General features: G+C 64.7%; 14 protein-coding genes. 11 read left to right on the top strand and 3 right to left on the bottom strand.

What is annotated here, in order from left to right; all coding sequences use genetic code 11:
- The first annotated feature begins 242 nt into the window (after positions 1 to 242).
- From NKJ73_RS26310 to glcF, 5 genes are all read left to right on the top strand, one after another.
- Positions 243 to 1,577, top strand: coding sequence for a DUF3422 family protein (locus NKJ73_RS26310; protein ID WP_352571607.1), 1,335 nt, complete (start codon positions 243 to 245; stop codon positions 1,575 to 1,577).
- A 136-nt stretch (positions 1,578 to 1,713) separates the two neighbouring features.
- Entirely contained in the window at positions 1,714 to 3,210 is a 1,497-nt protein-coding gene (locus tag NKJ73_RS26305) for an FAD-linked oxidase C-terminal domain-containing protein (protein WP_352571606.1), read from the top strand.
- A gap of 224 nt (positions 3,211 to 3,434) precedes the next feature.
- On the top strand, positions 3,435 to 4,691 hold the full coding sequence (locus NKJ73_RS26300; RefSeq protein ID WP_352571605.1) for an FAD-binding protein: 1,257 nt from the start codon (positions 3,435 to 3,437) through the stop codon (positions 4,689 to 4,691).
- Positions 4,688 to 5,071, top strand: a complete 384-nt coding sequence (locus tag NKJ73_RS26295; RefSeq protein WP_023680455.1) for a DUF4870 family protein — start codon at positions 4,688 to 4,690, stop codon at positions 5,069 to 5,071. Before NKJ73_RS26300 ends, NKJ73_RS26295 begins: the two co-directional genes overlap by 4 nt.
- A gap of 68 nt (positions 5,072 to 5,139) precedes the next feature.
- A complete protein-coding gene (gene glcF / locus NKJ73_RS26290; RefSeq protein WP_352571604.1) occupies positions 5,140 to 6,468 on the top strand; it encodes a glycolate oxidase subunit GlcF in 1,329 nt (442 codons plus the stop codon).
- 166 nt (positions 6,469 to 6,634) lie between these two features.
- Here glcF and NKJ73_RS26285 read toward each other — a convergent pair whose 3' ends face one another.
- Both NKJ73_RS26285 and NKJ73_RS26280 read right to left on the bottom strand, forming a co-directional pair.
- Positions 6,635 to 7,555 carry a bifunctional 5,10-methylenetetrahydrofolate dehydrogenase/5,10-methenyltetrahydrofolate cyclohydrolase gene (locus tag NKJ73_RS26285; protein WP_352571603.1) on the bottom strand — a complete coding sequence of 307 codons (921 nt, stop codon included), beginning with the start codon at positions 7,553 to 7,555 and terminating at the stop codon, positions 6,635 to 6,637.
- Positions 7,556 to 7,816: 261 nt separating this feature from the next.
- Complete coding sequence (locus NKJ73_RS26280; RefSeq protein WP_352571602.1) at positions 7,817 to 8,551, bottom strand: L,D-transpeptidase; 735 nt, start codon at positions 8,549 to 8,551, stop codon at positions 7,817 to 7,819.
- A 222-nt stretch (positions 8,552 to 8,773) separates the two neighbouring features.
- On the opposite strand from NKJ73_RS26280, the gene NKJ73_RS26275 reads away from it, so the two are divergent.
- Positions 8,774 to 9,409, top strand: coding sequence for a DNA-3-methyladenine glycosylase I (locus NKJ73_RS26275; protein WP_352571601.1), 636 nt, complete (start codon positions 8,774 to 8,776; stop codon positions 9,407 to 9,409).
- A gap of 4 nt (positions 9,410 to 9,413) precedes the next feature.
- Here the strand turns inward: NKJ73_RS26275 and NKJ73_RS26270 are convergent, their stop codons facing one another.
- On the bottom strand, positions 9,414 to 9,665 hold the full coding sequence (locus tag NKJ73_RS26270; protein ID WP_352571600.1) for a hypothetical protein: 252 nt from the start codon (positions 9,663 to 9,665) through the stop codon (positions 9,414 to 9,416).
- Positions 9,666 to 10,103: 438 nt separating this feature from the next.
- On the opposite strand from NKJ73_RS26270, the gene hisS reads away from it, so the two are divergent.
- From hisS to NKJ73_RS26245, 5 genes are all read left to right on the top strand, one after another.
- Complete coding sequence (gene hisS / locus NKJ73_RS26265) at positions 10,104 to 11,663, top strand: histidine--tRNA ligase (RefSeq protein WP_352571599.1); 1,560 nt, start codon at positions 10,104 to 10,106, stop codon at positions 11,661 to 11,663.
- Positions 11,664 to 11,834: 171 nt separating this feature from the next.
- Positions 11,835 to 12,953, top strand: coding sequence for an ATP phosphoribosyltransferase regulatory subunit (locus NKJ73_RS26260; RefSeq protein WP_352571598.1), 1,119 nt, complete (start codon positions 11,835 to 11,837; stop codon positions 12,951 to 12,953).
- On the top strand, positions 12,950 to 13,651 hold the full coding sequence (hisG, locus tag NKJ73_RS26255) for an ATP phosphoribosyltransferase (protein WP_352571597.1): 702 nt from the start codon (positions 12,950 to 12,952) through the stop codon (positions 13,649 to 13,651). Before NKJ73_RS26260 ends, hisG begins: the two co-directional genes overlap by 4 nt.
- 408 nt (positions 13,652 to 14,059) lie before the next feature.
- Entirely contained in the window at positions 14,060 to 15,826 is a 1,767-nt protein-coding gene (locus NKJ73_RS26250; protein WP_352571596.1) for an AMP-binding protein, read from the top strand.
- Between the two features lie 59 nt (positions 15,827 to 15,885).
- A complete protein-coding gene (locus tag NKJ73_RS26245; protein WP_352571595.1) occupies positions 15,886 to 16,989 on the top strand; it encodes a calcium:cation antiporter in 1,104 nt (367 codons plus the stop codon).
- The last annotated feature ends 480 nt before the right edge of the window (positions 16,990 to 17,469 follow it).

The raw sequence follows: 17,469 nt of genomic DNA, 5'->3' as shown, positions 1-17,469 counted from the left end.
TATCCAATTCGCCGGGGCCGGGTCCGTTTCACAGCCGCGGCTTCATATCAGCTTGAGCTAAACTGGCTGTTTGCGCCCTCTGGAGATTGCCTCTAGAGCAACCAGGAAAAGTGTGAAACGGTTTTCCGTCCGGAATTGCGCAGAATCAAAGAGATAGAGCGGTTCGCCGTTTCCGTGAAACGATGGACCGCTCTAGAGGGACATCATTGCCAAAGGGCTCACAGAAGCCCGGGGGACCAGCCGTGCCAGACGCCGACCCTTCCAACCTCGAATTCCAGCTGCGCGCCAAAGCCGTGGGCGGCACCGTCATGGGCTTTCCGGCGCATGAAGGTCGGCCGGGCGCGCTCGGCGAGGTCCACGCCCGGCCGCAGCCGCTGGTCGAAAAGCCGCGCGTGCTGGTGCAGCTTTCCTTCATGACCGAAGCTGGATCCGGGATCGATCAGGCCGTGCTTTCCGAATTGTCGCGACGCCTCGGCATTGCCGCGCCCGACCCTCACGCCCGCCACCACGCGATGAAATGGGGCAAGGGCTCGCTGCGTTGGGAACGCCACACGGAATTCTCGACCTATCTCTGGGAAGGCCCGCTCGCCGAAAACGGCAGGGGGCAAGAAGACACACCCTTCGGCAACGGGTTTTCGCCGCCGGGCACGGTGATTTCCGGCATCAGGCTGGAGATCCGCAAATGGACGCCGGCGAACGAAAAACTGATCGCCGGCTTCGACCCGACCAGCCTGTGCTATTCGCTGGTCGAGCGCGGCAACGCGGCCATCGTCACCGATTTCCGTCAGGATGGCGACGGCTTGACCCGCATGCTGGTGCTCGACCGCGGCCTGACCCCGGCGCGCACCGGGGCACTGTCGCAGCGGCTGATCGACATCGAGACCTACCGCACGCTGGCCATGCTTGGGCTGCCGCTGGCCCTGACGCTGTCCGGTCGCGCCCGCCGCATCGAAGACAGGCTGGCCCAGACCACGTTGGAAATGAAGGTCGCCGAGACCCGCGACAGCCAGACGCTACTTGCCGACTTGACCGAACTGGCCGCCGAGCTGGAGGCCGATGCCGCCTCCAGCCTCTACCGCTTCGGCGCCAGCCGCGCCTATGACGGCATCGTGCGCGAACGGCTGGAGGCGCTCGACGAAGAGGCAGTGCCCGGCTACGACACCTGGGGCGGTTTTCTGCAGCGCCGCGTGGCGCCGGCGATGCGTACCTGCCGTTCGGTCGAGGAGCGTCAGGCCAACCTGTCGACGAAGCTCACCCGTGCCACCACACTGCTGCGCACCTGGGTCGACGTCGAGGTCGAGAAGCAGAACCGCGATCTTTTGGCATCGATGAACAATCGCGCCCGCCTGCAATTGCGGCTGCAGCAGACGGTGGAGGGGCTCTCGGTCGCCGCGGTTTCCTACTATGTCGTCGGGCTCATCGGCTACGTCGCCAAGGGCGCCTCGATCTTCGGCCATGCCTTCGCGCCGGAAATGGTCACCGCCGCCTCGGTGCCGCTCGCCATCGTGCTCGTCTGGTGGGGCGTGCGCCGCGTCCGCCGCATGCACTCCGAACCAGGCAAGCAGCCGGGCGAGTAGTGTGGGGCGCAGCGGCAGATTGCCGCTGCGGAAGGCTGTCTCGGCCATAGGCCTCTCATCCCGGCCAAAGCGGCATTTGCAAGCGACCACCGTCGCTGGTAAAAGATTTTTACCAGTCGATCGAAGGAGGCTGTCGATGTCCGGCCTTGCCATGCCGAAACCAGACGACGCCACGATGCGCCGGCGCGACGAGATCGTCGCCGATATGCGCATCATGGTGCCGGGCGAGGGCGTCGTCGACGCCGCCAATGCCATGCGCGCCTTCGAGAGCGACGGGCTCACCGCCTACCGGCAATTGCCGCTCGTCGTTGTACTGCCGCAAACCGTGCCCCAGGTCTCGCGGGTGCTGAAATATTGCAGCGACCGCAACATCCGCGTCGTGCCGCGCGGCTCCGGCACCTCGCTCTCCGGCGGTGCGCTGCCGCTCGAAGACGCGGTGCTGCTGGTGATGAGCCGCTTCAACCGCATCCTCGAGATCGATTTTCAGAACCGCGTCGTCGTCGCCCAGCCCGGCGTCACCAATCTCGGCATCACCACCGCCGTCGAGCAGGAGGGCTTCTATTACGCCCCCGATCCATCCTCCCAGATCGCCTGCTCGATCGGCGGCAATGTCGCGGAAAATTCCGGCGGCGTGCACTGCCTGAAATACGGTCTCACCGCCAACAATGTGCTCGGCATCGAGATGGTGCTGATGAATGGCGAGGTGGTGCGCCTCGGCGGCAGCCATCTCGACGCGGAAGGCTACGACCTGCTCGGCGTCATGACCGGCTCCGAAGGACTGCTCGGCGTCGTAACCGAGGTCACCGTACGCATCCTGAAGAAGCCGGAGACGGCGCGTGCCCTGCTGATCGGTTTCCCGACCAGCGAGCAGGCCGGCCAATGCGTTGCCGACATCATCGGCGCCGGCATCATTCCGGGCGGCATGGAGATGATGGACCGTCCGGCCATCCACGCCGCCGAGGATTTCGTCCAGGCCGGCTATCCCTTGGATGTCGAGGCGCTGCTGATCGTCGAGCTGGACGGGCCGGGTGTCGAGGTCGATCACCTGATCGGCCTGGTCGAAGCCATCGCCTATAGGAACGGCTCGACCATATGCCGCATTTCGCAATCGGAGCAGGAGCGGCTGAGCTTCTGGGCCGGCCGCAAGGCGGCTTTCCCGGCGGTCGGCCGCATCTCGCCCGACTACTACTGCATGGACGGCACCATCCCGCGCAAGGAACTGCCGCGCGTGCTCGCCGGCATGCGCGAGCTGTCGGAGAAATACGGGCTCGGCGTCGCCAATGTCTTCCACGCCGGCGACGGCAATCTGCACCCGCTCATCCTCTATGACGCCAACGCGCCGGGCGAACTCGACAAGGCGGAGAGTTTCGGCGCCGACATATTGCGGCTCTGCGTCAAGGTCGGTGGCGTGCTGACCGGCGAGCACGGGGTCGGCGTCGAGAAGCGCGACCTGATGCCGGAAATGTTCAACCAGATCGACCTCGACCAGCAGATGCGCGTCAAATGCGCCTTCGACCCCAACCATCTTTTGAATCCCGGCAAGGTCTTCCCGCAATTGAGGCGATGCGCCGAGCTCGGGCGGATGCACGTGCATCGCGGGCAAGTGGCGTTTCCGGACATTCCGAGGTTTTGAGTGGGTATGTTGGCGCTTGAACACCCCCCTCTGTCCTGCCGGACATCTCCCCCTCAAGGGGGGAGATTGGCAGCTTGCACGCCTCAGCCTTCTTTCAATATTGACGATTGGCGAAGCCAGACGCGACGTCCGATCTCCCCCCTTGAGGGGGAGATGTCCGGCAGGACAGAGGGGGGCGCGAAGGAACGCGACGTCTTTGCATTTGCCATTGGCGCATCCGCCTCATGACCACCTTCGTCCCCACCACCGCAGCCGAAGTCCTCTCCACCGTCGCCTGGGCCGCGGCGGAAGACGCACCGCTGGAAATCCTCGGCCACGGCTCCAAGCGCGGTATCGGCCGGCCGCAGCAGGGCGAGCATACGTTCGACCTTTCCAAACTCTCCGGCGTCATGCTTTACGAGCCGGCCGAACTGGTGCTGTCGGCAAAAGCCGGCACGCCGCTGGCCGAAATCGAAAGCCTGCTTGCCGAAAACGGCCAGCAACTTGCCTTCGAACCGATGGATTACGGCCCGCTGCTCGGCGGTGAGCCAGCGCGAGGCACGATCGGCGGCGCACTCGCCGCGAACCTTTCCGGCCCGCGCCGGCTGAAGGTGGGTGCTGCGCGCGACCATATCCTCGGCATAGCGGCCGTTTCCGGGCGCGGCGAGGCCTTCAAGTCCGGCGGCCGCGTCGTCAAGAACGTCACCGGCTACGATCTGTCCAAGCTGATGGCCAACAGCTGGGGCACGCTGGCGGTGCTCACCGACGTCACCTTCAAGGTGCTGCCTGCTGCCGAGACCGAAGTCACGCTTGCCATCCGCGGCCTGCTCGACGATCACGCCGCCGCCGCCATGGCGCTGGCGCTGGGTTCCAGCGCCGAAGTGTCGAGTGCTGCCCATCTTCCCGAACGGGTCGCAGCTAGGGTCGCTGGCGGCAGTCTCGGCAGCGATGCCGCGACGCTGCTGCGCATCGAGGGCTTCGGCCCGTCGGTCGCTTACCGCATTGCCGCGCTGAAAGACCTGCTGAAAAACGCTGGGCCGCTGCAGGAGATTTCCGGTTCGGTCTCGTACTCGGTCTGGCGCGATGTCCGCGACTGCGCGCCGTTCGCCGATGGCAGCGAAAGGCCGGTGTGGCGCGTCTCGATGGCGCCGTCGCGGGGCCACCAGATGGTGCTGGCGCTGCGCATGCAGGCCCCGGTCGATGCCTTCTACGATTGGCAGGGCGGGCTGATCTGGCTGCGCATGCAGCAGGACGATCCCGAGGCTGGCCTGTTGCGCGGCCTGATCAGAAGACATGGCGGCGGCCATGCGACGCTGGTGCGCGCAACCCCTTCGCACCGCGCCGCCGTGCCGGTGTTCGAACCGCAAGCGCCGCAACTGGCAGCACTGTCGGCGCGGCTGAAGGCCGAATTCGACCCGAAGAATATCCTCAATCCCGGCCGTATGGCGCCGGGCGCAAGCTCTGCTACTCTCGCGCCGGCAACCGAGGGAGGAGCACAATGAGCGATCCAGGCCAAAACGGTACGTCACGCCAGACCGACCGCTGGCTGGAGCCCGGCCCGACCAACGCGCTGGTCATCTACATCCTCTATCTCGCCGGCCTAGCCATCGGCGTCAGCGGCATTGTCGGCGTCGTCCTGGCCTATATCAATCGCGGCAAGGCCGGCGGCTTCGTCGAGAGCCATTACACATTCCTGATCCGCACCTTCTGGATCGGCCTGCTCTATGCACTGATCTCGGCGCTGTTGATGGTCGTGGTCATCGGTGTCGTGCTGATGGTTGCCGTTGCCGTCTGGTTCATCGCCCGCTGCATTCTCGGCCTGCAGGCGCTGCAGCGCGGCGAGGCGGTCAAGAACCCGGAAAGCTGGTTTCTGGGATTATGAGCATGATCCCCAAAAGTGGGTACCGGTTTTGGGAAAAGATCATGCTCAAACGGTAAGGATTCGTTTACGTGCAGACCAATTTCTCAGCTGCCCAGCTCGCCGATCCGCATGTCGCGGAATCGGAGAAGATCCTGCGCAAATGTGTGCATTGCGGCTTCTGCACCGCCACCTGCCCGACCTATGTGACGCTCGGCAACGAACTGGATTCGCCGCGCGGCCGGATTTATCTGATCAAGGACATGCTGGAAAACGGACGGCCGGCCGACAAGCAGATCGTCACCCATATCGACCGCTGCCTGTCCTGCCTCGCCTGCATGACCACCTGCCCGTCGGGCGTCAACTACATGCATCTGGTCGACCACGCCCGCGTCCACATCGAGGAGACCTACAAGCGTCCGCTGGCCGATCGCCTGACACGCGCCCTGCTGGCCTTCGTGCTGCCCTATCCCTCGCGTTTCCGCGCGGCGCTCAAGCTGGCGAAGCTCGGCCAGCCATTCGCCGGCCTGTTTGAGAAAATCCAGGCATTGAAGCCTTTGGGCGCGATGTTGAAGCTGGCCCCGGCGTCGGTCCCGGCAGTCTCGCCGATGGCCTCGCCGGGCGTCCATGCCGGGCAGGGCGCGAAGAAAAATGGCCGCGTCGCCATCCTCACCGGCTGCGCGCAATCCGTGCTCGATCCCGGCATCAACGACACGACGATTTCGCTGCTGACCCGGCTTGGCGTTGAGGTCGTGGTGCCCGAGGGCGAGGGCTGCTGCGGCGCGCTGGTGCATCATATGGGGCGCGAGGACGCTGCCTTGGCGTCGGCCCGACGGAACGTCGACGCCTGGACGCGCGCCGTCGAGCAGGGCGGACTCGACGCCATCGTCATCACCGCATCCGGGTGCGGCACCACCATCAAGGATTACGGCTTCATGCTGCGCCTCGATCCGGCCTATGCCGACAAGGCCGCGCGCGTCTCGGCGCTGGCCAGGGACATCACCGAATATCTGGCAAGCCTCGACCTGCCCGAGCCGGTCCGCAAGCCGGGCACCATCGTCGCCTATCACTCAGCCTGCTCGATGCAGCACGGCCAGAAGATCACCCGCCAGCCGAAGGAGCTTCTGGTCCGTGCCGGCTTCGTCGTGCGCGAGCCGCGCGAAGGGCATCTGTGCTGCGGTTCGGCCGGCACCTACAACATCCTGCAGCCCGGGATTTCGGCAACGCTGCGCGACCGCAAGGTCAGGAATATCGAGGCGACCGGTGCCGAAATCGTCGCCACCGGCAATATCGGCTGCATCACCCAGATCGCTTCTGCCGCCAAGCTGCCGGTGGTGCATACGATAAAGCTGCTCGCCTGGGCCTATGGCGGGCCGAAGCCGGAAGGCGTTCCGGAAGAAAAGCTGGTTGCGGCTGAGTAACAGGATGGTCGTGGGCGTCAGGCCCCTCATCCGGCCGCTTCGCGTCCACCTTCTCCCCGCTGGGGAGAAGAGGGTGGCACCAACGCTGGCGATCTCCTCTCCCCTCGGGGAGAGGTCAGCCGAGCGAAGCGGAGGCTGGGTGAGGGGGCTTGGCGCCTGCGGGTCTTTATTCCGCCGCGAGCCTGTCAACTACGCCATAAGTCGCCTGATAGCGGGCACGCTGCCGGCTGAGGGCCACCATCGTGTTGCGCAGCAGGATCGCCACAGTGATCGGGCCGACGCCGCCCGGCACCGGCGTGATCCAGGACGCGACATGCCTGACGCTCTCGGCATCGACGTCGCCGACGATGCGGCTCTCGCCGTCCGGCCCGATCTCCGAATTGATGCCGATGTCGATCACGGCAGCGCCCGGCTTGACCATGTCGGCCTTGATCAGCCGCGGTTTGCCGACCGCGACGAACAGTGCGTCGGCACGGCGTGCGTGTGCCGCCACCGAACGCGTCATGTGGTGACAGACGGTCACCGTCGCGCCTTCGCTCATCAAAAGGAACGCGATCGGCTTGCCGACGATCTCGGAATGGCCGACGACCACCACCTCGAGCCCCTTGAGGTCGAGGCCGGTTTCCCTGAGCAGTTCGACCGAAGCGGCGGCGGTGCAGGGCGCCAGGTCGAGCTGGTTGTAGACGATGTTGCCGATCGAGGCCGGATGCATGCCCTCGACATCCTTGAGCGGATGCACCGCCGCCTGCAGCGTCTTGATCGGAATGTGCACCGGCACCGGCCGCTGGATGATGATGCCGGTGACGCGCGGGTCGGCGTTAAGCCCGTGGATTGCCGCTTCCAGCTCGCCGGCGGTGATGTCGGCGCGAAAGCGCCTTTCCTCGAAGCCGATGCCGGCCAAGCCGGCCTTGGCGCGCTGGTTGCGGACATAGACGTCGACCGCGGCGGTATCGCCGACGGTGACTGACACCAGCTTGGCCGGAAAGCCTTCGGCGGTGGCGATCGCCGCGTCCTCGCGCACGCCGGCGATGATGCGTTGGGCAACCGGGCCGCCTCTGAGATAGCGGCTGTCATCGGAAAGGGACATCGGGATGGGGCCTTTATCTGGATTTTAGCCGCCACATAGCAAAGCAACCGCGAAAAGGCAGCGCGAAAAGCGAACCGTCATGCCGGTCGCGCGACGTGCCGGCAAAATCTTCCCGTCAATTCCTGCTGGCGGAAACAAAAAGGGCAGCACGGCTTGCCGCGCTGCCCTTTCGTGACTGGCCGCATCCCCACACGGCCCGTCCCCCGTTATTCAATGCTCCCGAGGCTTCTGAGCAGAATCATCGGTGAGGTCAACCGCAGATTACATCACTACAACCGTCGTGCCAACATTGACCCGCTCGTAAAGGTCGACCACGTCCTCGTTGCGCATGCGGATGCAGCCCGACGACACCGCGCCGCCGATCGTCCAGGGCTGATTGGTGCCGTGGATACGGTACTCGGTCGAGCCGAGATAGAGCGCGCGTGCGCCGAGCGGGTTTTCCATGCCGCCGGCGAGATAGGTCGGCAGATAACGGCCCTTGGCGGCTTCGCGGGCGATCATCACCGCCGGCGGCCGCCAATCCGGCCAGACGCGCTTGTTGGTGACCTTGTGGGTGCCGGACCATTCGAAGCCCGGCTTGCCGGTGCCGACGCCATAACGCCGCGCCTTACCGTTTTTCCCGATCAGATAGAGGAAATTCTCTCGCGTATCGATGACGATCGTGCCCGGCTTCTGCGGGCCGTCATAGGCGACTTCCTGCGGCAGATAGATCGGGTCGATCTGCGGCCGCATCACCATGCGCTTGGCCGGCGCCTGCACCGCTGCGGTGCGCAGCTGATCGGGTTCGGCCAGCCGCCGGTAGCGCCGTTGCGGCTGCGCCTCTTGCCGGCTCTGCCGCACGATGCCCGGCGCATGGCCGAGCTGCAGCACCCAGGGCGCCGAAAGATCTGGGCTGACCACCACCGGCGGCCTCTCGGCATAGCGGTCGTTGGCATTGGCGGCGCCGGCCGCAAGCACGGCCGCGGCGCCGAACAGGGGGAACAAGAATGTCTTCATCGCAACGCACCTTGATCGTCGAACATGCCGGGGTGCAAAGCCTCCCCGATTTCGCCGACATTGGGCGCGAAGCGGCAACCGAAACATGAATCGGAATGCGTAAAATGCCGATCTGTCAGTAAAGCTTTTGGTGTGGTTACCGCCCGGTTCAGGAATCTGGTAAAGCCGCGGTAAAGCCCGCGTCAAAACGCGTTAACGCCAAGACACGAACGGAATTCCGCCATGGATGAAAAGACAGGTCTGCTTGCCGGTCCCGACGGCATCGCCCGCTGCTTCTGGCACGGCAACCTGCCGGATTATCTGCACTACCACGACCACGAATGGGGCCGGCCGGTCGCCGACGACCGCCGCCTGTTCGAGAAGATCTGCCTCGAAGGTTTTCAGTCGGGCCTGTCCTGGCTGACCATATTGCGCAAGCGCGACAATTTCCGCGAGGCGTTTGCCGGCTTCGATGTCGACAAGATCGCCGCCTTCACTGACGCCGATGTCGAGCGCCTACTCGGCAATGCCGGCATCATCCGTCACCGCGGCAAGATCGTTTCGACCATCAACAACGCCAAGCGCGCCCGCGAGCTCATCGACGAGGCCGGCTCGCTGGCCGCCTGGTTCTGGAACTTCGAACCCGGCCCCGACGAGCGGCCCGAGATCGTCGACCTCGCGCATTTGCGCGCCAATCCGACGACGGCCGTCTCGGTCCGCATTTCGAAAGAGCTGAAGAAGCGCGGCTGGAGCTTTGTCGGCCCGACCACTGTCTACGCCTTCATGCAGGCGATGGGGCTGGTCAACGACCATCTCGAGGGTTGCGTCTGCCGCGAGCCGGTCGAGGCGGAACGGAAAGCGTTCAAGCGGCCGAAATAGCGGCTCAGGCGCCGCCGGCGCCGGCGAGGAAAAACCCGGCAAGGATGGCCGCCAGCGCGGCGAACACCGGATAGATCACCAGCAGTCCGGTCATCAGCACGTCGCGCATGGTCGGTCCGCTGCGCTGTTGCGCCGCGATCTCGAAAGGTCCGGCGATTTGCTTCGCCTTCGGCGCATAACCATCGGCCGGCCGCACCCGGGCCGAGGCGTCGCGTGCGCCGCTATCGATGATGTCGAACTTCTGTAGCGTGGCCATGGCCCCGAGCCCCTTGTTTCGGCGCGCTTATCGGCCCGGATTGTGTCGGCACGATGCCGCGCGCATGGCGCAATTGTTTCATTTGTGATGCGGTTTGTTTCGGGGATGGTCGCCTTGCCTGATGGCTTTGCGCTGCCCCTCATTGCCCTGCCGGGCATTTCTCCCCGTATAGGGACGGGGAGAAAGGACGCCTCCGCCGGTGGTTTCGCCAATCACAGCGTTGCACAAGTAGCGCCGAGGCTGCGACAAGTCCCCTTCTCCCCGTCACTATACGGGGAGAAGGTGCCGGCAGGCGGATGAGGGGCGGCGCGACGTTTGCGAACCAACTGGTCCCGCGACATCGCGGAAAAGGCGCAAACCCTTGCCTTCTCCGGGCTGCATCGGTAGGACACGCCGACCCGAAATAAGTCACCGTTTACATAGCAAAGTACCCATCCCATGGCCGACAAATCCGAAAAGATGAAAGCGCGGCTGCCGCGCGGCTTTGTCGACCGCGGCGCCGACGATCTCCGCGCCGTCGAGAAGATGATGGCGACGATCCGCTCGGTCTTTGAGCTCTACGGTTTCGAGCCGGTCGACCAGCCGCTGATCGAATACACCGATGCGCTCGGCAAATTCCTGCCCGACCAGGACCGGCCGAACGAGGGCGTGTTCTCGTTCCAGGACGATGACGACCAGTGGCTGTCGCTGCGCTACGACCTGACCGCGCCGATGGCGCGCTTTGTCGCCGAGAATTTCGAGCGCCTGCCGAAACCCTATCGCAGCTATCGCTCCGGCTGGGTGTTCCGCAACGAGAAGCCGGGCCCCGGCCGCTTCCGCCAGTTCATGCAGTTCGACGCCGACACGGTAGGCACGCCGGGTGTCGCGGCCGATGCCGAGATGGCGATGATGATGGCCGACGTGATGGAGGCGCTCGGCATCAAGCGCGGCGACTACGTCATCCGCGTCAACAATCGCAAGGTGCTCGACGGCGTGCTGGAGGCGATCGGCCTCGGCGGCGACGAGAACGCTGGCCGCCGGCTGCAGGTGCTGCGGGCGATCGACAAGCTGGACAAGCTGGGCGTCGAGGGGGTTCGTCTGCTTTTGGGCGCCGGGCGCAAGGACGAGAGCGGTGATTTTACCAAGGGTGCCGGGCTGGGTAACGCTCAAATCGATGTTGTGATCAGCTATTTCACGGTCATGGCGCAGCATGATCCCGAACAAATTGTCCAGACACTGGGATCTATCACCCCAGGGCTCAGCAATCTTGTCGAGGAAAGGAAACTCGAACATCTCGGCATAACGAATGCCTCGTTTGTTGAGGGTCTTGCAGAGTTGGAGCAGATAAGAACCATGGTCGCACAAAGCGGCTACGGTGAGGATCGCATTCGCATCGATCCCTCCGTCGTGCGTGGCCTCGAATATTACACCGGCCCGGTCTACGAGGCCGAGCTGCTGGCCGAGATCCCCAACGAGGACGGCCAGATCGTGCGCTTCGGCTCGGTTGGCGGCGGCGGCCGTTATGACGGTCTCGTCTCGCGCTTTCGCGGCGAGCCGGTGCCGGCGACCGGTTTTTCCATCGGTGTCTCGCGGCTGATGACGGCGCTGAAGAACCTCGGCAAGCTCGATACTTCCGATGTCATCGCGCCGGTCGTCGTGCTGACCATGGACAAGGATACGGAAAGCCTCGGCCGCTACCAGAAGATGGTGGCCGAGCTGCGCGCCGCCGGCATCCGCTCGGAAATGTACCTCGGCGGCGCCGGCATGAAGGCGCAGCTGAAATATGCCGACCGTCGCGGCAGCCCGGTCGCCGTCATCCAGGGCGGCGACGAGCGCGCCAAAGGCGAGGTGCAGATCAAGGATCTGATCGAAGGCGTGAAAATGTCGGCCGAGATCGCCGACAACGCCGAATGGCGCGCCGCACGGCCGGCGCAGGTGACCGTGGCGGAAGGCGATCTGGTCGCCGAGGTGAAGAAGATACTGGCGGCGCAGACCGAGGAGCGGGCGCGTGGCAAGTAGGGCGCCGCTTCCTTCTCCCCTTGTGGGAGAAGGTGGCCGAGCGACGCTCGGTCGGATGAGGGGTGTTCCAGGGAACGCCGACGCCTCATTTCTTCCGGCACCCCTCATCCGTCTTGGCGCGTCGCGCCAATCCACCTTCTCCCACAAGGGGAGAAGGGGAGGTGGCGTTTTATGACCTCCCGCCCCGCCATCGCATCCGACATCGCCAGGCTCTTCGCCGCGCGCAACACCCATGCGGTCGAGGTCGCCGTGCTGCAGCCGGCCGATCCGTTCCTCGACATGGCCGGCGAGGATTTGCGGCGCCGCATCTTTCTCACCGAGAGCGAGACCGGGCAGACGCTTTGCCTGCGGCCGGAATTCACCATTCCGGTCTGCCTCGACCACATTGCCAGCCAGGCCGGCACGCCGCGCCGCTATTCCTACCTCGGCGAGGTGTTTCGCCAGCGCCGCGAGGGCGGCAACGAGTTCTTCCAGGCCGGCATCGAGGATCTCGGCGACCGCGACACGGCCGCCGCCGACGCCCGTTCGCTGGCCGATGCGCATGCGCTGCTGTCGCTGGTGCTGCCCGGCCGGGAGCTGGCGGTGACGCTCGGCGACCAGGCCATTTTCGAGGCGGTGCTTGCAGCCCTTGGCCTGCCGCGCGGTTGGCGCATGCGGCTGGCGCGCGCCTTCGGCTCGGCGCCGATGCTGGAGGCGGCGCTTGCCGATCTCGCCAATCCGCCGCGCAACAGCCAGCTTGCCGGCCCGGTCGCCGCCCTTGTCCTCGATGGCGATCTCGACAGCCTTTCGGCGCATATCGCCGGCGGCATGGAAGAGGCCGGCCTGTCGGCAACGGCCGGGCGTTCGCCGTCCGAGATTGCGCGGCGCCTGATCGAGAAAGCCGAACTGCGCAGCGTGCGGCTGTCGAACGAGGCGTTTGCGGCGCTGAAGAGCTTTTTGGCCATCGACGTGCCGCTCGATAGCGCCGCCGGGGCGCTCGAAAGTTTTGCGATCGATGCCGGGCTTTCGCTGGGCGCCGCGCTGGGGAATTTTGCCGCCCGCGCCGCGGCAATCGAAACCCTCGGCCTGCCGATGTCTGAAATCAGCTACGACGCCGCCTTCGGCCGCCCGCTCGATTACTACACCGGCCTCGTCTTCGAGATCGCGGCGCAGGATGGCGACCGGCCGCTCGCCGGTGGTGGCCGCTACGACCGACTGCTGACGCTGCTCGGCGCCAAAACGCCGATCCCCGGCGTCGGTTTTTCCGTCTGGCTTGACCGCATCGAGGCGCTGCGGGAGACGGCGCCATGATCACGCTGGCGATCCCGTCGAAAGGCCGGCTCAAGGAGCAGGCGCTGGAGGTGCTGGCCAAGGCCGGGTTTGCCGTCAGCCTGCCCGGCGACGAGCGCAAATATCGCGCCCGCATCGACGGCCTTGACGGCGTCGAGATAGCGTTCCTGTCTGCCTCGGAGATATCAGGCGAAATCGGCCAGGGGTCGGTCGATCTCGGCATCACCGGCGAGGACCTTTTGCGCGAAAACCTCGCCGATTGCGAGACGCGCGCCGAAATCATCGCCCGCCTCGGTTTCGGCAATGCCGATGTCGTCGTCGCCGTGCCCGACATCTGGCTCGATGTCGACACCATGGCCGACCTCGACGACGTCGCCGCCGATTTCCGCCAGCGCCACGGCCGCCGGCTCAGGATCGCCACCAAATACTGGCGCCTGACCCAGCAGTTCTTTTCGCAAAAGCACGGCATCCAGGTCTACCGCATCGTCGAAAGCCTGGGCGCCACCGAAGGCGCGCCGGCGGCCGGGTTGGCCGATATCGTCGTCGACATCACCACGTCAGGCTCGACCTTGCGCGCCAACCATCTCAAGGTGCTGGCCGATGGGCTCATCCTGCGCTCGCAGGCCTGTCTCGTCGCGTCGAGGAAGCAGCGCGCTGTGGCCGACGAGGCGACTTTGCGCGATATTGCGGCCAGGATGGCATCGGTGAATTCAGGCTGACGTCGCCAATCTCCCCCCTTGAGGGGGAGATGTCGCCGAAGGCGACAGAGGGGGTCGGTACGTCTTGACGCGACTCTCCTAACGGACAGAACAGGCAGGTGCTCCATGCGAGACGACCCCCTCTGGCCTGCCGGCCATCTCCCCCTCAAGGAGGGAGATTGGCAGCTTGGCCGCTGGCACCGACCTGACGCGATTTTCTTGACGTACAGCAATTTTGTTCTTGCTTTGTGCCGGCAGCTATGCTACTAATCTCGCTATGGTGCCAATTGGCCCCGAAGACCCGCCCGCCGTGGCGGGTTTTTTATTTTCGGCGCCATCCCTCACGTTCGAACCCCAACCGCACCATCGACGGGATTTCCACTACCCCGCCGGGCTGATAGGCTCGTTCTGTCTGCGGAGGACACGGCGATGCCGATCAATCTCGACGAGTTGAAGAATGCCAGCAATTTGCGCTCCAAGCGCGATGGCGGTTCGTTCATTGCGCCGGTCGACGGCACGGCGCATGTCTCGGGGGAGCGCAGCGTGCCGCTGCTCAACCTGACCATCCCGGCGCTGTTTGCCGATACGGTCGGCAAATACGGCACGCTCGATGCCGCCGTCTTCGTCGAGCAGGACAAGCGCTTTACCTGGGAGGAACTGTCGGAGACGGTCGATGCGCTGGCCGCCGGCTTCCTGGCGCTCGGCCTCGAGAAAGGCGATCGCGTCGGCATCTGGTCGCCGAACCGCTGGGAATGGCTGGTGACGCAATTCGCCACCGCCCGCATCGGCCTGATCCTGGTCAACATCAACCCGGCCTACCGGCTGGTCGAGCTGGAATATGCCTTGAACAAGGTCGGTTGCAAGGCGCTGGTCACCGCCGCCACATTCAAGAGCTCCGACTATCTCGGCATGATCGAGACGCTGGCGCCGGAGATCGCCGAGGCCACCCCTGGCAAGCTCGACGCCAACAAGCTGCCGGCGCTTAAGACCGTCATCCGCATGGACGAGGAGAATTCGCCGGGCATGTTCAATTTCGCCGACGTGCTGGCGATGGCCGGCCGCGACGAGCATGACAAGCTCGACCGGATTTCAGCGGGGCTGAAACCGGACGATGCCATCAACATCCAGTTCACAAGCGGCACGACAGGTGCGCCCAAGGGCGCGACGCTGACCCACAACAACATCGTCAACAACGGCAATTTCGTCACTTCTGCGATCCGGCTCACCGTCGACGACCTGCTGTGCATCCCGGTGCCGCTCTATCATTGCTTCGGCATGTCGATGGGCACGATGGGCTGCGTCACCAAGGGCGCGACCATGGTTTTCCCGAGCGAGGGGTTCGATGCCGGCGCCACGTTGAAGGCGGTGGCGACGGAAAGCTGCACCGCGCTTTACGGCGTGCCGACCATGTTCGTCGGCCTGCTCGACCATCCGGAGTTCGCCTCCTTCGATCTCACCAGCCTGCGCACCGGCATCATGGCCGGCTCGCCATGCCCGATCGAGGTGATGAAGAAGGTGGTGTCGCTGATGCATATGGCAGAGGTGACCATCGCCTACGGCATGACCGAGACCAGCCCGGTGTCGTTCCAGAGCAGCGTCGACGACCCGCTGGAAAAGCGCGTCTCGACCGTCGGCCGCGTCCATCCGCATGTCGAGGTCAAGGCCATCGACGCCGAAGGTGCCACCGTCGCCGTCGGCGCGCCGGGCGAGCTCTGCACGCGCGGCTATTCCGTGATGAAGGGCTATTGGGACGATGAGCAGAAGACCCGCGAAGCCATCGACGCCGACGGCTGGATGCACACCGGAGACCTCGCCACCATCGATGCCGAGGGCTATTGCAACATCGTCGGCCGGGTCAAGGACATGGTCATCCGCGGCGGCGAGAACGTCTATCCGCGCGAGGTCGAGGAGTTCCTCTATCGCCACCCCAAGGTCAAGGAGGTGCAGGTGTTCGGCATTCCCGACCCGAAATACGGCGAGGAGCTGTGCGCCTGGATCGTGCTGAAGCCCGGCCAGATCACCACGGAGCAGGAGATCAAGGCCTTCTGCGCCGGCCAGATCGCCCATTTCAAGATCCCGCGCTACATCCGCTTCCGCACCGAATTGCCGATGACGGTGACCGGCAAGCCGCAGAAATTCCTGATGCGCCAGGCGATGGTCGATGAACTGGGATTGGTGACGCAGAAGACGGCGTGAGCGGGGGCGCGCTTCGGGCTTCGTCAAGGTGCGCAGGGGGCTTGCGCAGAGGGGGCTGAATGAGTGGTTTCGCAAGATCGGCGGTTTCCTACGGCATGCCGTTGGCCGCGCTGGCGATGGCGGTCGCGGTCAGGGCCAGCGGGGTGTCGGTGGACGAAGGGTCGCTGGGCACCAGGATATTCATCGGCGCGCTGTCGAGCGCGATCATGTTCATCACCATTTTCGTGGTGCTCGACCACGCCGAGGCGGTGGCTAGGCGGGTGGGCGAGCCGTACGGCACGTTGGTGCTGACCATCGCCGTGACGGCAATCGAAGTGTCGATCATCGTTTCCATCATGCTGCACGGCGCGAACAACCCGACGCTTGCCCGCGAATCCGTGTTCTCGACGGTGATGATCACGTCGACCGGCGTCGTCGGCATGTGTCTGACGTTTGGCGGCTGGCGCCATCGCAAGCAGGCGATCGTCCGCCAAGGGACCAGCGCCTATCTGGCGGTGCTGGTCGCGCTGAGCGTCATGACGCTCATTCTGCCGACCTACACGCGAACCACCGATCCCGGCACGTTTTCGGCCGCCCAACTTGGCTTCGTCAGCGTCCTTTCAGTGCTGCTCTATGCCGGTTTTCTGTTCGCGCAGACTGTCCGCCACCGCGACGATTTCATCGACGGGCAAGCGCATGGCGCCGCAGTGCGAACCGACGCTAACGAAAGCGTCGCCGCCGGCGCTGTTCTCCTGCTGATCGGGCTGATCGGCATCGTCATGCTGGCCGAACAGGTCGCAGCCAGCGTCGAAGATGCGCTCGTCGCCTACCAAGTGCCGCAGGCCGACGCCATTGTCGGCGCAATGATCGCCGCGCTGGTCTTGATGCCGGAGGCCATTTCGGCGGTTCGTGCCGCACTCAACAACGAGCTGCAGCGCGGCCTGAACGTCGCCATGGGCTCGGCCTGTGCCACGATCGGCCTGACAATACCGGCAATCGCCGCCGCCAGCCTGCTGACCGGAAGAGGCCTGACCCTGGGGCTGCCGGCGACCGACACGGTGCTTTTGGTTCTGGCGCTCTTCATCTGCAATGTAAGCTTTAGCACCGAGAGAACGACGTTCTTGACCGGCTTGGTGCATCTGGTGGTGTTTTTTACTTGGGTGTTTTTGATATTTGTGCCGTGAGGGTTGGGGGGGAGGTGGCAAACCACTATCGACCGGTTTTCGAACGAGCGGTCATCCGTTTCCGCACTGAGTTGCGAAGTAGGCGAGCCGCAGAAGTTCCGGATGAGGCGATGGTCGAGAGTAGTTGGGGGTGGTGACAGTTAAGACGGCTTCAGGGCTAGGCGCCAATTTGTCTCCTTTGCGCCGTGGGCGGACGCTTAGCACCAAGGCCTTGAACGTCTCGATCTGCAGCCGATTGCGGAATGGCGGCTTTAACGTTTGAAGAAGGATTGCGGACGTTCAGCCCGACGGGACCAAGATCTGCTCCCGGGTCTAGCCGTCCCGTCTCAATGGCGTCCCGGACCGCCCGGTGGATCTGCGTTGCCAGTGGCGGGTGGCGGGGCAGCCACAGGGTGGACATTTCAGCCGACATGGAAAATGATCATGTTGCCATGCACAACACTGCAGTGCTCTGATCTCGACGAAAAGCCTGAGCGTAGA

The organism is Mesorhizobium sp. M0074 (assembly GCF_040322975.1).
Taxonomy (GTDB): Bacteria; Pseudomonadota; Alphaproteobacteria; order Rhizobiales; family Rhizobiaceae; genus Mesorhizobium.
This window is presented reverse-complemented; position numbering and strand designations above follow the sequence as displayed.